We start from the raw sequence: 17,883 nt of genomic DNA, 5'->3' as shown, positions 1-17,883 counted from the left end.
CGGAGATCGGAACAACCCTTTGAATTCGATGGCGATTATCGCACGCCGCGGGCGCACCTGACCCGATGTTCAGCCCTGCTCACGGATGCCAGCGATAAACAACGACGCTCGATCCGTTGTAGTTGTCCTTCGTGATCAGATATTCGCCGGTCGACTGCAGGTACGCGCGAACGCCGTACATGGAATCCACGTCGTTGCCGACGTCCATGGCCGACGGGTTCGAATTCGTCAGCGTCGTAACGAAGCCGCCTGTATTGAGGTCGTACACGTCGATGTTCGGCACCGTATGCACGTAGCCGACGAACAGGTAATGGCCGGCCGCCGCGATCGATTTCGGGTTCGCGCTCGTCAGTTGGATGACGGGGCTCGGCGCGTTCGTGTTGCCGGCTTTCCAGCCGTGATAGACCTCGATGCGTCCGTTCATCGCCGTCCAGTCCCAGCTTCCCGAAATGCCTTGAGCGAGGATCATCGTGTCGCTGTCCGACTGATAGATGATCCGTGTGAGCGGCAGCACGGTGCGGGGGATCTGGATCGGCGCGGCCGCGCCCCACGACGGCTGGCCGTTCGTGCCGAAGCCCGTCAGCGGATAGTGGTAGATCTGGTTGGTCCGGTTGAGCCCGGCCCATACGTCGCCGTTGCCGTCGATCGCAAAGCCCGCCGTGACCTGCAGATTCGTGTTGAACGGCGTGCCCGGGATCGAGCCGGCCGGAATCGCGATGTAACCGCTCGACGGCTGGAAGTAATAGAAGTTGAAATTGCCGGGATTCTGGCCGGACGCGACGAGAATGCGGTTGCCGCCGACCACCACGAGTTGCCCGAAATGCTGGCCGCGCTGATAGTCGTTCATGTTCAGGCGCGGATCGGACGGGTAGGTGAACGGATCGATTGTGTTCGCAACGAACGTGCCGCCCGAGGTGCCCGAATAAATGTTGTTGCCGCTGTAGAACCAGGCGCCGTCGGTCGCGGGGTCCGGCGCGGCGACCGCCTCGAAATTCAGGGCCTGCAGCGTCCATTGCAGCGTGCCCGTGGGGTTGTACGACTGAATGTGGGTGCTGCCGTTGCGCCCGAGATCCCAGCCGCCGCCCCAGGCGTTGTCGAGCACGTACAGATTGCCGGCCGCATCCTTGCCTATGCCGACTACGCGCGTGAAGCGCTTGTCGCCAACCTGCCCCTTGATGCCTGTCGTCGTGTCGAGATAGCCGCCCTGCACGCCGAACGTGCCGGCCAGCACCGGCACGCCGAGAAGGGCGTAGCACTTGATGTTCATGTCGGGGCCTTCGTCCCCGACCAGCAGCTGGTTCGTCAGCGCGTCGTAATCGAGTGCCGACGGGCGCGCGCCCGGTGCCATCTGGATGGTGTTCATGGGCGTGCCGCTCGGACTGAACTGCGCGATTACGCTCGCGTTCTCGCGCGCGACCCACAGGTTGCCCGCGGCGTCGATTGCGAGCGCACCGGGTTGCTGCACGCCGATGTCACGCTGCCAGATGCCGTCGGTGGTGTAGACGCGCACGCGGTTGCCGTAAAAGTCGCTGACATAGAGCAGCGTGCCGGCCGTGGCGAGCCCGGTGATCACGTCCGCGTTCTGGATGCCGGTCCACGTGCTGACCGGAATGCGCAGGTCGCGCGTATTCGAGGCGCGGTTGTAGCGGCCCACCGAGCCGCTGCCGAATGACTGGTTGTCGCCGAGCGCAACGAAGATCGAGGTTGCGTTGCCCGTGATCGCACCGCCCTGGAATTCGTCGTGCGCGCCGATCGTGCCGAGCGTCCGGCCGTTCTGGTAGATCGCTACGCCGCCCGCATTCTCGTCCCACCGCGACGATGTGTAGATGACGCCCTCGGGCGCGACCCACATCGAGCGCGCTCCGTTACCAACGTGTGACGCCAGGGTGCCGAACGTGTTCGCGAGCCAGTCGGTCGTGTATTGCGCGTGACTCGCGGGGGCCAGTGCGGCAACGCAGAGACTCAGCAATGCCGCGCGAATCAGTTTGCTGTACATGCAACAATGCGCTCCTGGCTGTGCGTCACGAAGTTGTCATTCGCGGCGCATGTGATGGCAGAAATGACGTGCGTGCAGTGTACTCAAGAAACCGGAATCGCTCTCTCAATCCTGCACGCCTACGCATGCCCGTGCGTCACATCGATGCAGAAGTCGTGGATGGTGGAAACCATCTGACCCAGTCCTGGCTGCTCCAACGGATAGTGCCCCGCGTTTTCCAGCATCTCGACCTTTACCGAAACACGCCTGATACGCCGAAGGAAAGGCTCGCTCAGGTGCAGCGGCGTCCACCGGTCCTGCGCCGGCTGCGTCAGCAGGATCGGGCACACGTCGAAATGCTCGGGCTCCAGATCGGGCCGATACGTCATGTAGCTGGAAAGAAAGCGCATCGTCACCCACTTGCCGGCCGAAGTGCTGTCCGCCATGCAGGCGCGCAGCGCCGCCGCATCGTTGACCAGCGCGTGCATCTTGCTCGCGGCTGCCATGGGCATACGAAAGCCTGCCAGCGGGGTACGATCGAGCAGCATCGCCAGCGGTACGCCAACGCGGCTCATGAGCAGATTGCGTGCCGTCTCGTCGCGTACCTGTTGCACGCGCTGATCGAGAAAGGTCATGCCGACAATGCCTTTCACCTTTCTGTTCCTTGCGGCGACGTGATACGTCTCCATGCCTCCGGCACTGAGGCCGTAAAGCACGATCGGGCGGTTGTCCTTTGCCAGTTCCGCGTCGACGAGATCGCTCCCGGCCTGCACCCAGTCGTCGTAGCGAACCGGCTTGCCGCGGCCTACCTGTGTCAGGCCGTATTCCGGCATGTCGATCGCAATGGCTTCGAAGCCCCTGCGCGCGAGCTGGGAGCCGAGTATCGTCGACATCTGCCGCCCGTTCGTGCCGACCCCATGGAAGAGAATGATTTTCAGCGGCGCGGCGGCATTGCGGTAGGTGTCGAGATGAATGCGGTGCGCGCCCCATTGCCACCACTCCTCCTGCGGCTCCTGCCCCGGCTGCAATTGAAACTCGGCGGGAAGAAAGCTCTGGATACGTCGCCAGCTTGCTTGCTGTGCATAGGTCGTCATTTGCGGTCTCGCTTCGGAAGGCACCATTCGACCGTGCCGGGTCGCTGGTGTAAAATCAAACAAATGTCGGATGCAAATCTAACTTATGTCGGATTCAAAATCAAGCACCACCCGCGTGCGAGATGGGCGCCGCCCTGTGCAGGAGCGTTCCGCGGCCCGGATGGCCAAAGTGACGGAAGCGGCCGAACGCATGCTGGAGGCGGTCGGCCCCGAGAAAACTTCCATTCCCGCGCTCGCCGAAGCAACGGGAGTGCCGCGGGCCGCGATTTACCCCTTTTTCCCGGACAAATACGCTCTGTTTTCGCACCTCGCCCTGCTGCACATGGACGGGCTGACGAAGGCGCTGGCCACGTCGAAGGCGGAGCGCACGCGTAGCTGGCGAACGTGGGTTGAAGCGGTGGTCAAGGTGGCGGCCGACTACTACAACGCCCACCCCGCGGCGAGCGTCCTGCTGTTGCGAGGGGCATTCGCCGAGACCGACCGCGCGGCGCACGAAGCCAAGAACGTGACGATCGGAACGCTCTTTCGCGCGAGAATCGCCAGCCTGGGCGTGCTGAAGGCGCTGCCGGCCACGCCCGACGCCGCGACGATCGCCGTGGAAATCGCCTTCGCCTGCATGAAGCACGGTTACGCAACGGAAGGTTTGGTGTCCGCAGCGATTTGCCAGGAGGCGTCGCGCGCGGTCATCGCGTATCTCGCGACATGGGACGATTAGCGTCGCTTGTCCGCATCCTGCGCATAACGGTGAAACCGGCCTCGCGACCCGGCAGGAAAAATCCCTTCCCGACGCCTAAACTGATCTATGAAGCCAACCAGTGCGCTCCCGTGGGCTCCCGCTGCCGCAGCGGTTTCTCACCCGGCGCCGGCGGATGCGGTCGCCGCGTCGCGCCGGACAGGGGCGCGGAGCTGTCGAGGTGAGCATCATGATCAAGCGTGTGTTGGGCTGGCTGCTGTTCGCGCTGGCGGCGCTGTGCATCAGCGCCACGGCCACCGCGGGCAGAGGCTGGTTTCGCGGCGGCGGCCACTATGGCGGCTACGGCGGCTATAGCGGCGTGAACCACAGCAGCGGCTGGAACGGCGGCTATCACGGCGGCGGCTGGTACCACGGCGGCTACTACGGCGGGTATCGCGGCGGTTACTACCATGGCTGGTACGGTTGCTGCGGCGGCGTGAACGTCGGTTTCTACTTCGGTCCGGGCTTCATCTACGGTTACCCGTTCTATCCGTACTACGCCCCGGCCTATTACGGCAGCGTCTACTACCCATATGTATCCAGCGACCTGTTGCCGCCCACGGAGTACATCGAGCAGGGTCAGCCGCAGGCCGGCACCGCTTATCCGGACGATCAAGGCGCAGGCTACCCGGGCGCGGACGATCCGGGGCCTCCCGCGCAACTCGCCGTCTGGTACTACTGCCCCATGTCTCAGCGCTACTACCCTTACGTGCAGAGTTGTCCCGGAGGCTGGCAGAAGGTACCGGCGCGGCCGCCCGACGGTTGAGCGACGGCTGATTCCGGCCGCCGCGATACTTGATGCTTACTCGGTGTTGTCGCCCCGGCTCTTGTGCTGAGCCGCCAACCGCTCTTGCTGAACGGTCGGCACCGGATCGTAGTGGCTCAACTGGATGCTGTAGCTGCCGTGGCCGCCCGCCATCGCGTTCAGGCGCGACTGGTAGTCGTTGAGTTCGGCCAGCGGGACCTTGCCCGCAAGGACCATTGCATTGCCGCCCACCGTGCGCGTTCCATGCACCTGCCCGCGGCGCGCGGACAGGTCGCCGATGATGTCGCCCAACGTCGCTTCGGGCGTCATCACCTCGATATCGACGATGGGTTCGAGCACGATCGGCTGGGCTTTCAGCACCGCATCGATAAACGCCTTGCGCCCTGCCGTCACGAAAGCCACTTCCTTCGAGTCGACCGGATGACTCTTGCCGTCGAATACGGTGACGCGCACGTCCTGCATCGGAAAGCCCGCCAGCGGCCCGCTGTCCACGACCTGACGGATGCCTTTTTCCACGGCCGGAATGAACTGTGTGGGAATGGCGCCGCCCTTCACGGCATCGACGAACTCGAAGCCCTCGCCGCGCGGCAAAGGCTCCACGCGCAGCATGACTTCGCCGAACTGGCCGGCGCCGCCTGTCTGCTTCTTGTGCCGGTAGTGGCCCTCCGCCTTGCCGCCTATGGTTTCCCGCCACGCGATGGTGGGCGGCCTCGTGACGACTTCCAGCTTGTACTGGTCGGTGAGCCGCTCCAGCATGAAACGCAAATGCAGTTCGCCCAGTCCGCGCACGACGGTTTCGTTGGTGCCCATCGGGTGCCCGATCGTCAGGCAGGGGTCTTCGACCGCGAGCTTTTGCAGCACCTCCCACAAGCGCTGTTCGTTGCCGGGGCGCGACGGCTCGATCGCGAGGCCGTAGATCGGCGTGGGGAAATCGAGCGGCGTGAGGTGGATGTCGCCGTCTTCGGGGGCATCGTGCAGCACGGCGTCGAAGCCGATCTCGTCGGCTTTCGCCACCGCGCAGATGTCGCCGGGGCCGGCGCGCAGGACGTCCGTGTGCTCCTTGCCCTGCAGCATGAACAGACGCGTCACCTTGAACGGCTGACGCCCCTCGCCGATATAGAGCTCCCGGTCGCGCATCACCGTGCCTTGATGGATGCGAAACACGGCCATCTTGCCGATATAGGGGTCCATCACGATCTTGAACACATGCGCGAGCACGTGCTTGTCCGCAACCGGCTCGGCATGCACGGCTTTCACCTGATGGTCGACTTCGCGGTAGAAGAGCGGCGGGTTGCCTTCGGTGACATTGGGCAGGAGTTGCACGAACACGTCGAGCAACTGTGCGATGCCGGCGCCGGTGGCCGCCGAAGTGAAGCAGACCGGCACCAGATGGCCTTCGCGCAACGCGCGTTCGAAGGGTTCGTGCAGTTGCTCCGGACGGATGGCTTCGCCCTGTTCCAGGTACAGCTCCATCAACTCGGGGTCCAGCTCGATCACCTGGTCGATGAGCGCATTGTGCGCCGCTTCCACGGAATGAAAGTCGGCCTCGCCCGCCGGGTTGAAAAAGCAGTCCACCACTTCGCGACCGTCCTGGGCCGGCAGATTGATGGGCAGGCAAGTTTTGCCGAACACCGCCTGGATATCTGCCAGCACGCCGGGAAGATCGACCTTCTCGCCGTCAATGCCGTTCACGATGATCATCCGGCAGAGCTTGCGTTGCTGCGCGTACGCCATCATGCGGCGGGTGGTCATTTCAATGCCCGTTCGGGCGTTGACCACAATGGCAGCCGTTTCGACGGCCGGCAATGTGCTGATTGCGAGGCCCGCGAAGTCAGGATAGCCAGGCGTGTCGAGCAGATAGATGCGTGTGTCGCGGTAATCGCAATGGGCGACGGCGGAGCTGAGCGAGTGGTGATACTTGCGTTCGAGCGGGTCGAAATCGCAGAGGGTGCTGCCGCGGTTCACGCTGCCTTGAGTGTGCAGTGCGCCGCCCTGATGCAGCAGCGCTTCGGCAAGAGAGGTTTTTCCGCATCCGGCGTGCCCGACCAGAGCGATCGTGCGGATGGCTTCGGGACTGTAATCCATGGCCGCCATCGTCCAGTAGTGGTTGTTCGGCCATTATTGGCGAAAATTGGACGATCTGCCACATTCGGCGCGCGAAGGCGCGATCAACGGGGTGCAAAGCGCACCCCTCGTGGTGGTCAAGGCGGCCAGTTGCTCAGGCGGAGGGATTTGCGGGAACCAGCATGAGCGCCGTCCCTCCCAATTTCGGAGCGAGTTTTTGCTGCACGGCGACAACCGCCGGAAGCGGGCGCCATGCAACCGTCATGCTGTCGACAAGGCCGGCGTCGTTGAGATGCATGTGATCCATGCCGTCGATTACGTTGTCACCGGATCGGATCGTGAAGATCGAGACACAGTCGGCCGCATCGCGCAGGAGCAGCTTGGGTTCGAAGGCGTCCACCGTGCCGAGAAGCTGGGTGAGGACAGCAGCCACCCGTTCCTTGCCCTCGAAAGGCGTGGGGGCGATCGGGCTGCGGAGCACGACGTCGTCCGCCATGTGGGGCAACGTCCCTTCCACGTGGCGCCTGGCCATGGCTTCGAGGTAAGCATCGAGATGTTCAGTAGTGTTCACGTAAATTTTCTCCTGTTTGAAGTGGCGCGCCGGAATCCCGCGAAGGTGGACGGCCTTTCGACTCCATCGTAGGCGCATTGACTCAACGTGATTAACGGGGCTACCGTTCTTGTCAGCAATGACAAAAATGTCACTAATCGATTCTTGGGAGAAAACATGGAGAATTTGAGTGCGCTGGGAGGGCTGGATGTTTTCGTACGGACTGCGCAGACGCGGAGTTTCGCCGCTGCAGGGCGAGGTCTCGGCATCTCGGCCTCGGCCGTCAGCAAGAGCATTTCGCGACTTGAAGAGCGGGTGGGTGTGCGGCTCTTTCAACGCAGCACGAGAAGCGTCCGTCTTACGTCCGAAGGTGAAGTGTTTCTGGAAAGATGCAAACGCATTCTCGGAGAAGTTCAGGCAGCGGAAGACGAGCTCAGCGTCATGGCGCAACACCCGCGAGGGAGGCTCAGGGTTGGGCTGTCCCTCTCCGCGGGACTGCCGCTGCCCGTGCTTGCCGCGTTCATGGAGAGCCATCCGGAAATCGAACTCGATCTTGATTTCACGGATCGTCTGGTCGACGTGATCGATGAAGGATTCGACGTGGTGATTCGAGGGAGCGCGCTACGCGATTCGCGGTTGGTGTCGCGCCCGCTTGGCCCCTGGCGCGCTTGCGTGGTGGCAGCGCCTGCTTATCTGCAAAGAAAGGGAACGCCCGCGAAGCCGGATGACCTTCTGGATCATGCGTGTCTGCATTATCGCTGGGCCACGACCGGGACGCTGTATCAATGGCCCCTGCGGCAATCGACATTCGCCGCAGCGGGGTCGTCGCTGCCCTTGACGATGGTGTGCGGCAGCCTGGATGTTTTGCTCTACCTGGCTTTGGCGGGGCGGGGGATCACATGCGCGCCGGACTTCGCCGTCAAGCACGCGGTTGCGGATGGGCGTTTGAAGACCGTGTTGGACAGCTACGTAGCGGATTCCAATACATTCCACATCGTGTGGCCCAGCAACCGGAAAATGACACCCAAGGTTCGGGTGTTCGTGGATTTTGTCAGGGCTCATTTCAGCCAGCACCTCGTCATTGGGCCGGATGACCGGAAGCGGCCAAGGGCGCGGCGCCCCGCCTGAATTCGCTTCGGTCTTGGCCGCAGCGCTGCATGGCACGCGGCGGCGACGCTTCCATTACACTCGGCGCCATAGGATATCCATGAGGGCGAGGTACCCCGATGACGCGCCTTGATAGTCCCATCGATGCGGCCCGCCTCTACGACGAATGGCTCGAAGCGGACGGCGAGGGCGGATTCGCGTCCGGCACGGTCGGGACGGCGCGCACGCGCCGCTACCACGCGCTGCTGCTTGCCGCGATGCGGCCGCCTGCCGGCCGCGTGGTGCTCGTCAACGGCGTCGAGGCGTGGCTCGAATGCGGCGACCGCAAGATCGCGCTGACGATGCAGCGCTACGCGCCCGATCTGCTCTATCCCGATACCTCGAGCCGTATCGCGAGCTTCGACACGGCGCCCTGGCCGACGTGGCGCTACGGGCTCGACGGCGGCGCCATGCTCACCGCCGAACTGTTCGTCGCGAAGGCGAGCCGCGAGACCGTGCTGCGCTGGCGCCTCGAAGCCGATGCCGCAGGGACCGCCGATGCAGCCGCGCCGCGCGACGTACCGCCCGCGCCCACGCCCGCTCTTACGCTGAAAGTCCGCCCGCTGATGTCGGGCCGCGACTACCACGCGCTGCACCATGAGAACCCCGCGTTCGCGTTCGACGCCCACATCGACGGCGAGCGGGTGGGCTGGCAACCGTACGGCGATCTGCCCGCGATCGTTGCATTCTCGAACGGCAGTTATGAGCATGCGCCGGACTGGTACCGCAATTTCTGCTATCTGCGCGAACGCGAGCGCGGTCTCGACTGCATCGAGGACCTTGCGACACCCGGCGTGTTCTCGTTCGATCTCGGCAAAGGCGACGCCGTGCTCCTGTTCCGCGCGGAACCGCGACCTGGCTCTGGCGCGGCCAATACCCCGCACGAGACCGGCGATGGCGCGGCGAGCCGCGCGGCGCTGCTGGCCGGCTTCGAGGCCGTGCGCAGAACCTCCCTCGGCTCGCGCCTGCAGCGCTCCGCCCGCGCTTACCTGGTCGCGCGCGGCTCGGGCCGCACGATCGTCGCGGGCTACCCCTGGTTCACCGACTGGGGCCGCGACACGTTCATCGCCATGCGCGGGTTGCTGCTCGCGAGCGGCCGCTATGAGGACGCGGGCGCGATCCTGCTGGAATGGGCGGCGACCGTCTCGGAAGGCATGCTGCCGAATCGCTTTCCCGATAGCGGCGGTGCGCCCGAATACAACTCGGTCGACGCCTCGCTGTGGTTCGTTGTTGCGGTGCACGATTACTTCGCGGCCGCGAACGTGCCGCCAGCCGCGCGGCGTATGCTGCAAGGCGCGGTCGACGCGATCCTCGCAGGCTACGCGCGCGGCACGCGCTACCGGATCGCAGCCGATCCGCGCGACGGGCTGCTGCGAGCCGGCGTACCGGGCGTGCAGCTCACCTGGATGGATGTGAAGGCGGGCGACTGGGTGGTCACGCCGCGTATCGGCAAGCCGGTCGAAATCGAGGCGCTGTGGATCAACGCGCTCCGCATTGCAGGCGCCTGGGACACGCGCTGGCGCGAACTGGAAGCGCGCGCCAGCGCCGCGTTCGCGGAGCGTTTCATCGACCGGTCGACGGGCGCGCTATTCGACGTGGTCGACGTCGATCACGTCGACGGCAATGTCGATCGCTCGATTCGGCCGAATCAGATTTTCGCGGCGGGCGGTCTGCCGTTCGCGCTGCTAGAAGGCGACGCGGCGCGCGCGATCGTCGCCCAGGTCGAAACGCATCTGCTCACGCCCATGGGGCTGCGTACGCTCGCACCTTCGGATCGCGCGTATCGCGGGCATTACCGGGGCGGCGTGCTGGAGCGCGACGGCGCGTATCACCAGGGCACGGCTTGGCCCTGGCTGCTGGGTCCCTTCGTGGAGGCGTGGCTGCATGCCCATGGCGATACCGCGGCGCAGCGCGCGCTCGCGCACGAACGGTTTGTGGCGCCGCTGCTCGCGCATCTCGACCGCGCCGGGCTCGATCACGTTTCCGAAGTGGCCGATGGAGACGCGCCGCATGTGCCGGGCGGCACGCCGTTCCAGGCGTGGTCGCTCGGCGAGCTGCTGCGTGTTCTCAAGCGGCTTGGCGTGCCGGGGTAGCCGACGCCGGCCTACGGTGCGCCTGCCGGCGGTCAAACCGCGCTAGCATGTGGCTCTCGACGCGTTCGCGCGCCAACCGGCGCCGCAACCCCGACCTCCGCGGCCCCACCCAGGCGGCCCCTCGAACAGGAGATGCCCATGCTGCAGCGTGCCGACGGCCTCACCCGGACGGTTGAAGGCCAACGCCTGTATTCGGGCGATTACGCTCGCTGGCAACGCTTTGGACCGTACCTGAGCGAGCGCCAGTGGGGCACGGTGCGCGAAGACTATAGCGAGCATGGCACCGCATGGGACTACTTCCCGCACGACCACGCACGCATGCGCGCCTATCGCTGGGGCGAGGACGGCCTCGCCGGCTTTGCCGACGAGCGGCTTGGCTGGTGCTTCTCGGTCGCGCTGTGGAACGGCCTCGACCCGATCCTGAAGGAGCGTCTGTTCGGCCTCACGAACGAAGAGGGCAATCACGGCGAGGACGTGAAAGAGCTGTATTTCTACCTCGACGGCACGCCGACGCATTCGTATATGCGCATGCTCTACAAGTACCCGCAGGCCGCGTTTCCATACCAGGATCTGGTCGAGGAAAACGCGCGGCGCGGCACCCACATGCCCGAATACGAAATCCTCGATACCGGCGTATTCGACGACGCGCGCTATTTCGACGTCCAGATCGAATACGCGAAGCACACGCCGGACGACATCGTCATGCGGATCACGGTGGAGAACCGCGCGGGGCAGCACGCCGCGATCGACGTGCTGCCGCAGATCTGGGCACGCAACACGTGGTCGTGGAAAACCGCCGCCGGCAAGCCGTCGCTCACGCTGGTCCCGTCGTCCGACGGCGAACACGTTGTCGCGCGGGGCGACATGCACGAGCCGCTCGTCGTGACGGCGGCCTCGCAGGACGGCGCGAGTGTCGAGTGGCTGTTTTGCGAGAACGACACCAACGTGAAGCAGCTCTTCGGCATGGACGGCGCCGGCCCGTTCAAGGACGGCATCAACGACTATGTCGTGCATGGCCGCGAAGATGCGATCCGGCGCGACGCCGGCACGAAGGCTGCCGCGCGGGTCCACTTCGAGCTCGCGGCGCACGGCCGCGCCGTCGTCACGTTGCGCTGGCGCCCGCTGTCCGTGCCCAGGGAGGAAGTGTCGCTCGATATCGACGCGCTCTTCGCACACCGTATCGCCGAAGCAGACGCGTTCTACGCCGCGCTGCAGCACGACATCGAGAGTGCCGACGCGCGGCTCGTGCAGCGTCAGGCGCTCGCGGGCCTGCTGTGGTCGAAGCAGTATTACCAGTACGACGTGAACCGCTGGATGGAAGGCGATCCGCTGCAGCCGCCGCCTCCCGCGGCCCGCCGGCGCGGACGCAACGCGGACTGGCGGCATCTGAGCAATGCCGACATCCTCTCGATGCCGGACAAGTGGGAGTACCCGTGGTACGCGTCATGGGACCTCGCGTTCCAGGCGGTTGCGTTCGCCCTCGTCGATCCGATGTTCGCGAAGAAGCAAATGCTGCTGCTCGTGAAGGATCGCTACCAGCATCCGAACGGCCAGCTTCCCGCTTACGAATGGGCATTCGGCGACGCGAATCCGCCGGTGCACGCGTGGGCGGCATGGCGCGTCTATGAAATCGATCGCTCGATCACCGGTCACGCCGACCGCGATTTTCTCGAGCGGATCTTTCACAAGCTACTCCTGAATTTTTCCTGGTGGGTGAACCGCAAGGATGCGGACGGCCACAACATCTTCCAGGGCGGCTTTCTCGGGCTCGACAACGTCGGCATCTTCGACCGTTCGTCGCCATTGCCCACAGGCGGCCGTCTCGATCAGGCGGACGGCACCGCATGGATGGCCGCGTATGCGCTGGACCTCATGCGGATGGCGCTCGAGCTCGCGTTCGCGAATCACGTGTTTGTCGATATCGGCGTGAAGTTCTTCGAGCACTTCCTGTATATCGCGAGTGCCGTGAGCTGCGACGACGGCTGCGAGACGGGGCTGTGGGACAGCGTCGACGAGTTCTTCTACGACAAGCTGCAACTGCCCGACGGCACCACCGTGCCGCTGCGGATGCGCTCGATCGTCGGGCTGATTCCCTTCTTCGCCGTGCGCGTGCTGGAAGAGCACGTCCACGGCAACCTGCCGGGGCTGCGCGACCGGCTTGTCTGGTTCCTCCAGCACCGGCCCGACCTTGCCCAGCTCGTGTCGCGCTGGAACGAACCGGGCAAGGGCAATGCGCTGCTGCTTTCGCTATTGCGCGGGCACCGCATGAAGGCGCTGCTGCGCCGCGTGCTCGACGAAAGCGAGTTCCTTTCGGAGCATGGCGTGCGCGCGCTGTCGCGCGCCCACCTCGACGAGCCCTTCGTCTACCGCTATAACGGCTGCAGTTTCAGCGTCCAATACCTGCCCGCCGAATCGGACTCGCGCGTGTTCGGCGGCAATTCGAACTGGCGCGGCCCGGTATGGATGCCGGTCAACTATTTGCTGATCGAGTCGCTGTACGAATTCCACCGCTATTACGGCGACGACTTTCTGGTGGAATATCCGACCGGTTCGGGCAAGAAGCTGTCGCTCGCGCAGATTGCCGACGAGCTGGCGCGCCGCGTCACGACGCTCTTTTTGCTCGACCGCAACAACGAACGCCCGGTAATGGGCGCCTATCCTCAGCTCCAGGCCGATCCGCATTGCCGCGATCTCGTGCTGTTTCACGAGTACTTCCATGGCGACAACGGGCGCGGCGTCGGCGCATCGCATCAGACCGGGTGGAGCGCGCTCGTCGCGCTGATGCTGCAGCCGCGCATGATGAGTCCGTCGGGCAGCGTGCCGGACGCGGGCGAGTTCAAAGAGGCGGAAGCGGCCAAATGATTGCGGCCCCGGATCGTTCCGGAGGGCTGTGTCGCTAACCGGCAGGTGATCCGGACCCCATAATCGGCGCCGCAACCCTGCGGCCCGAATGCGGCGCAATCTCATGAATACCCGCGCGTAAGCCCGGCTTTTCGAGCGATTAACCGCCGGGGCACTCCCCCACAATCTGTACTTATACGAGGGGGCCTTGTTGCGCCCCTACCCGCCGAACGACGAAATGGCATTCGTCACCGCTCGCGCTTTGTCGAGGCAGATATGTCAAGCAGCATTACGATCACCGACGAACAAGTTGCTGAAATTGCAAACCGCATGGCTAACGAAGGCCAGACGGTGTCTCCGCTGGCCATCTGGTCCGAAGTCCACACCGGTTCGGTGGTCTCGGTGGCGGCGGCGTTGCGCAAGTGGCGCGAAACGCGCACGCCGCGGGCGCCGCAGGTGGTGGAGCGTCCCGCTTTGCCCGAGACCGTGACGGACACGATGCGCGACGCGCTCGACCGGCTGTGGACGTCGGCGCAGGACGAGGCCGAGCGCGCGGTGGCGCGGCGCCTCGCCGCGATGCGCCAGCGCGTGGAGGACGCCTGCACCGAGCGCGACGACGCGCTGGCGGAACTGCAAAACACCGTCCAGGAACTCGATGCGCTGCAAAGCCAGCTGGACCAGATGGCGAACGCCTACGAGGCGAAAGTCGATACGGTGACGGGTTTGGAGGAAGACATCGCGCTCGCGGTGCAACGGACCGACGTCGCCGAAAAGCGTGCTCAGGAGCTTGCGGAACGCGTTGCGACCCTGCAGGCGGAGCTGGATCGCGCGATCTCGGAGCTGGCTGAGGAACGTGAAGCGCGCTCGCGCCAGGAGGCGGAGGCCACCGAGGCACGCTCGCGGGGAGAACCGGTTGCCGCAACCACGGACGTCGATGCGGAACGCGCAGCACTGGAGACCGCGCATTCCGAAGCGGTTGCTCGTCTTGAAAGCGAACTGGAAGCGATTCGCGCGGCGCTGCAGGCCGAGCAGGAAGCACATGCCGCGCAGCGTGAAGAGGCTGCCGGCGTGCAGGCGGAACGCGATGCCGCGGCTCATGAACTGCAGACGGCCCAGGCACAGCTCGCCAGCCTGACCGAGGAACGCAGTGCGGACGCCTCGGAAATCGCCAGGCTCTCGACCAGCTTGTCCGAGGCCGAAGAGCGCGCCAACGCGGCGCAGCAGCGTGCGGCGGAACTCGCCGAAAGCGCATTGGCGAGCGAGGGTGTGGAGAGCGCCGATGCGGCGTTGCCGGCGGGTGCCGATCCGCAAGAACTCGAAGCGCTGAAGGCCCAGATCTCGCGCGAGGCGGAGAGCCACGCCGCTGCGATCGCCGAGGCGCGCGAGCACATGAAGAAGTGGTCCGAGTATGCGAACGGGCTGAAGCAGCAGTTGGCCCAGACCAACGAAAAGATGATCGTCGTCCATGCACGCGGCGCCGGCGAAGCATCGCTGAGCCGTCGGCTGGCCGCCGAGCTGGGTTCGATCAATCCGGAGCACGAATTGCTGCGCAAGGATGTCCAGCAGCGACTGATCGTCGAAGCGATCAGTGCCCAACTCGAGCAGCAAGGCTATCACTACGACACGAGGACGGGCGTGGTGTCGAAGCTGAGTACCGAGAACGCGGCAGCGTGACGGTACGGAGCAGGGTCGAACTGGCGTGACCCGCCGCCGGGTCTCTCCATACCGCCCTGCTACACTACCGCGCATGACCAGATCCGCATCCGAACACGGCCGGCAACCGCCGAAGCGCAAAGTGTCCGCGCGCACGGCGGGAGGGACCATCAAGCCGGAGGGGCAGTGGCACCACGGCGATCTGCGCGCTTCGCTGATCGCCTGGGGCACCCATCTGCTCGACACCGAAGGGATCGCGGGCATGAGCATGCGCACGGCTGCGAGGCTCGCCGGAGTTTCGCCGGGCGCGCCGGCATATCACTTCCAGGACCGCAACGGCTTGCTTGCGGCCATCGCGGCCCAGGCCTTTCGCGATCTGGTGAGCTTCCGCCACAGGCGGCTGGACGAGGTCGATCCGGAGGACGCAGCCGGGCGCCTGCGTTCGGTCATGCTGGCCTATGTCGAATTCGCCCAGGCGTATCCGGCGCGCTTTCACCTGATGTTCGGGCCTCAGATCCAGAATCGCGAGCAGTATCCGGAACTGCTGGAAGCGGGTTCGGCTTCCTTTCACCTGCTGCGTCGCGCGATCGCCCCCTGTCTGGAGGGCGCGGATGCCTGTGCGTTGAGCGAAGAGGAACTCGCGTTCGCCATCTGGGCGGCAACACACGGGCTGGCCGTGCTGACCCTGGATGGGCGCAAGATTTCCATCTCGTCGACCCAAAACCCCACCGCGGAGAAACTGGCCGACATCGTTGTCCAGTTTTGCCTCTCCGCGCTGCGGGTGGCGCCGCAGAAGCGCTGAACGCGGCGCCGGTGTCAAATAGCTCGCGTTTGACCTTGCCAATACGGCTCGCGCAAGCGCCGCTTGAAGATCTTGCCGCTATCTTCGCGCGGCAACGCCGCGTGAATCTCGACCACGCGGGGCACCTTGTAGTTGGCGATGCGTTCGCGCAGGAAGTGCTGCACAGCATGGGCTTCGATGTGGCTGCCGGCGCGCGGCTGGACCGCCGCGGCCAGCGCTTCGCCAAACTCGGAATCAGGAATGCCGAAGACCGCGCAATCTTCCACACCGGGCATGGTCAGGAGTACGGATTCAATTTCGGCCGGATAGATGTTCACGCCGCCGGAGATCACCATGTCCGCCTTCCGGTCGCAGATATAGAGGAAGCCATCTTCGTCCAGGTAGCCCATGTCGCCGAGCGTGACGAGGCCGTCACGCTCGGCCGCAGCGCGCGCGTCGGGCCGGTTGATATAGGTGAAGTCGGGCACGGCGCGCTGGCGCACGTAGATCAGGCCGATCTCCCGCATGGGCAGCGGGTTGCCGTTTTCGTCGAGGATACGGACCTCGGCATCGGGCAATGGGCGCCCGGCCGAGCCCGCATGGGTCAGCCAGTCGGCGGAATCGATGAAGGTCGTGTAGCCTGCCTCGCTCGAGCCATAAGCTTCGGTGATAACGGGGCCGAGCCACTCGATCATGGCCTGCTTCAGCGGGGCGGCGCAGGGCGAGCCGGTCGAGGCGACGTGGCGCAAGGCGGACAGATCGCGGCGGGCGCGGGCGGCGGGATCCACGGCCAGCAGCCGCTGATACATCGTAGGCACGAGGTAGGCATGCGTGACGCGATGCTGCGCCAGAAGATCGAGCGCGCGATCGGCGTCGAAGCGCGGCTCCATGACCAGCGTGGCGCCGAGCTGGCTGAAGTGCAGCAGGTAGTTCATCACCGCGCTGTGGTAGATCGGCGCTGAAAAATAGGCCGTCACGCCGGTGCCGGTTCCATACACGATATCGACGACGCGCTGCAAGCGCGGCTGCATCTGCGCTTGTTCGTCGGGAGACCACGGAATGCGGCGTACGCCCTTGGGCTTGCCCGTGGTGCCCGAGGTATAGGTGATTGCGCCATGCAGCAGGCCGGTGCGCGGCGGCATGGGCGGCAGGCCGCTGCCGAAGTCTGTCCAGCGGTGCACCTCGCGGTCCGTCGCCGCGGTGTCCGCGGGCGCCACAGCGACAATATGGACGCCTTCGGGAATCCCCTCGCGGATCTGGGCGAGCAGGTCCGCGTCGACGAACAGCGTGCGCGCAGCGCTGTCCGTGAGGATATGTCCGGCTTCCAGCGCCTTGAAATGCCAGTTGATCGATGCGAGGTAGAGGCCGGCCTGGCGGCAGGCCAGCACCAGTGCAACGTACTCGGGGCTATTGCGCAGCATGGCGGCTACGGTGTCGCCTTCCTTGCATTGCAATCCGTGCAGCCCGGCGAGAATGCGCTGGATTTCCGCCTGCATCCAGGCAGGCGAATAATTTCGTCCTCCGAACCATATTGCGGGAACCATGGTATCTCCCGATGCTTACGCGTTCGTGCCGGTCAGCACGGCTTGAGAGGCGGCAAGGCGCGCACCCATTTCGGCGGCGAGCGCCTGCAGGCCGCTCATGGGGCGCACCATCACTTCGAATTCCTCAATCTTGCCATGCGCGTCGAGGCGCAGCATGTCGATGCCCTTCAGGGCCTTGCCGTTCACCGTTGCGCTGAACTCCAGCACGATGCTGTGCCCGTCGTCGCTCACGAACGTGCGGTGATAGCGGAAGTCCTTGAATACGGTGTTGACGGTCTTCAGCACCAGCTTGATCGCAGTTTTGCCGGGATAAGGCGTGTGAGCCACCGGCGAGCGAAAGACGATGTTGTCGGACAGCAGCGGGTCCAGTTCTTCCATCGCATTGCGCTCGAGAAGATCGAGCCATGTAACGAGCGTGCGCCGGGCTGCTTCCGGCAGGTTCCTGACTTCCATGCTTGTCTCCTTTGGCAGGGGCGATGCCCGCATGATACTGTCCCCTCTACGCGAAACTATGCAGTGAATAGTTTCGGACTCTAACAGGCGGTGTCCGGCGGTGCAAGGAGGTCTTTTGCCGATCGGCTTCAGGGGACGATTCAACCGGTGGCCAGTGCGGAGGGGAGAGCGTGCGTGGGATTGTGCGGAA

Annotated in this window: 13 protein-coding genes; 7 read left to right on the top strand and 6 right to left on the bottom strand. The window is 64.9% G+C overall.

Annotated features, from left to right (window positions below; genetic code table 11):
* Positions 1-79: 79 nt before the first annotated feature.
* Both BAC01S_RS11245 and BAC01S_RS11240 read right to left on the bottom strand, forming a co-directional pair.
* Entirely contained in the window at positions 80-1,996 is a 1,917-nt protein-coding gene (locus BAC01S_RS11245) for an NHL repeat-containing protein (RefSeq protein ID WP_027794853.1), read from the bottom strand.
* A 119-nt stretch (positions 1,997-2,115) separates the two neighbouring features.
* The gene (locus BAC01S_RS11240) at positions 2,116-3,069 is read right to left on the bottom strand and encodes an alpha/beta hydrolase (protein ID WP_027794852.1); all 954 of its coding nucleotides are present in this window, start codon (positions 3,067-3,069) and stop codon (positions 2,116-2,118) included.
* 169 nt (positions 3,070-3,238) lie between these two features.
* Here BAC01S_RS11240 and BAC01S_RS11235 point away from each other — a divergent pair, with 169 nt between their 5' ends.
* Together BAC01S_RS11235 and BAC01S_RS35550 are read left to right on the top strand one after the other, a co-directional pair.
* The gene (locus tag BAC01S_RS11235; RefSeq protein ID WP_218001668.1) at positions 3,239-3,784 is read left to right on the top strand and encodes a TetR/AcrR family transcriptional regulator; all 546 of its coding nucleotides are present in this window, start codon (positions 3,239-3,241) and stop codon (positions 3,782-3,784) included.
* A gap of 199 nt (positions 3,785-3,983) precedes the next feature.
* Positions 3,984-4,568 (top strand): hypothetical protein, encoded by a 585-nt coding sequence (locus BAC01S_RS35550; RefSeq protein ID WP_052408734.1) that lies wholly within the window; start codon positions 3,984-3,986, stop codon positions 4,566-4,568.
* Positions 4,569-4,604: 36 nt separating this feature from the next.
* Here BAC01S_RS35550 and fusA read toward each other — a convergent pair whose 3' ends face one another.
* Positions 4,605-6,653 carry an elongation factor G gene (fusA, locus tag BAC01S_RS11225; RefSeq protein WP_027794850.1) on the bottom strand — a complete coding sequence of 683 codons (2,049 nt, stop codon included), beginning with the start codon at positions 6,651-6,653 and terminating at the stop codon, positions 4,605-4,607.
* Between the two features lie 133 nt (positions 6,654-6,786).
* Entirely contained in the window at positions 6,787-7,203 is a 417-nt protein-coding gene (locus BAC01S_RS11220) for a nuclear transport factor 2 family protein (RefSeq protein ID WP_027794849.1), read from the bottom strand.
* A 165-nt stretch (positions 7,204-7,368) separates the two neighbouring features.
* Here BAC01S_RS11220 and BAC01S_RS11215 point away from each other — a divergent pair, with 165 nt between their 5' ends.
* The 5 genes from BAC01S_RS11215 to BAC01S_RS11195 all read left to right on the top strand — a co-directional run bounded on the left by BAC01S_RS11215 (position 7,369) and on the right by BAC01S_RS11195 (position 15,717).
* On the top strand, positions 7,369-8,310 hold the full coding sequence (locus tag BAC01S_RS11215; RefSeq protein WP_218001675.1) for a LysR family transcriptional regulator: 942 nt from the start codon (positions 7,369-7,371) through the stop codon (positions 8,308-8,310).
* A 98-nt stretch (positions 8,311-8,408) separates the two neighbouring features.
* Positions 8,409-10,421, top strand: coding sequence for an amylo-alpha-1,6-glucosidase (locus BAC01S_RS11210; protein ID WP_027794847.1), 2,013 nt, complete (start codon positions 8,409-8,411; stop codon positions 10,419-10,421).
* Positions 10,422-10,553: 132 nt separating this feature from the next.
* Positions 10,554-13,283, top strand: coding sequence for an MGH1-like glycoside hydrolase domain-containing protein (locus BAC01S_RS31020; RefSeq protein WP_043201909.1), 2,730 nt, complete (start codon positions 10,554-10,556; stop codon positions 13,281-13,283).
* Positions 13,284-13,538: 255 nt separating this feature from the next.
* Entirely contained in the window at positions 13,539-14,936 is a 1,398-nt protein-coding gene (locus BAC01S_RS11200; protein ID WP_027794846.1) for a DNA-binding protein, read from the top strand.
* A gap of 121 nt (positions 14,937-15,057) precedes the next feature.
* Positions 15,058-15,717, top strand: a complete 660-nt coding sequence (locus tag BAC01S_RS11195) for a TetR/AcrR family transcriptional regulator (RefSeq protein ID WP_245616566.1) — start codon at positions 15,058-15,060, stop codon at positions 15,715-15,717.
* 14 nt (positions 15,718-15,731) lie between these two features.
* Here the strand turns inward: BAC01S_RS11195 and BAC01S_RS11190 are convergent, their stop codons facing one another.
* Positions 15,732-17,240, bottom strand: a complete 1,509-nt coding sequence (locus tag BAC01S_RS11190) for an AMP-binding protein (protein WP_027794844.1) — start codon at positions 17,238-17,240, stop codon at positions 15,732-15,734.
* 15 nt (positions 17,241-17,255) lie between these two features.
* Positions 17,256-17,693 (bottom strand): nuclear transport factor 2 family protein, encoded by a 438-nt coding sequence (locus tag BAC01S_RS11185; RefSeq protein ID WP_027794843.1) that lies wholly within the window; start codon positions 17,691-17,693, stop codon positions 17,256-17,258.
* Positions 17,694-17,883: the final 190 nt, after the last annotated feature.

The sequence above is a fragment of the Paraburkholderia acidipaludis NBRC 101816 genome (genome assembly GCF_000684975.1).
Lineage (GTDB): Bacteria > Pseudomonadota > Gammaproteobacteria > Burkholderiales > Burkholderiaceae > Paraburkholderia > Paraburkholderia acidipaludis.
The sequence above is the reverse complement of the archived record's forward strand: the minus strand, read 5'-3'. Positions and strand labels throughout refer to the sequence as shown.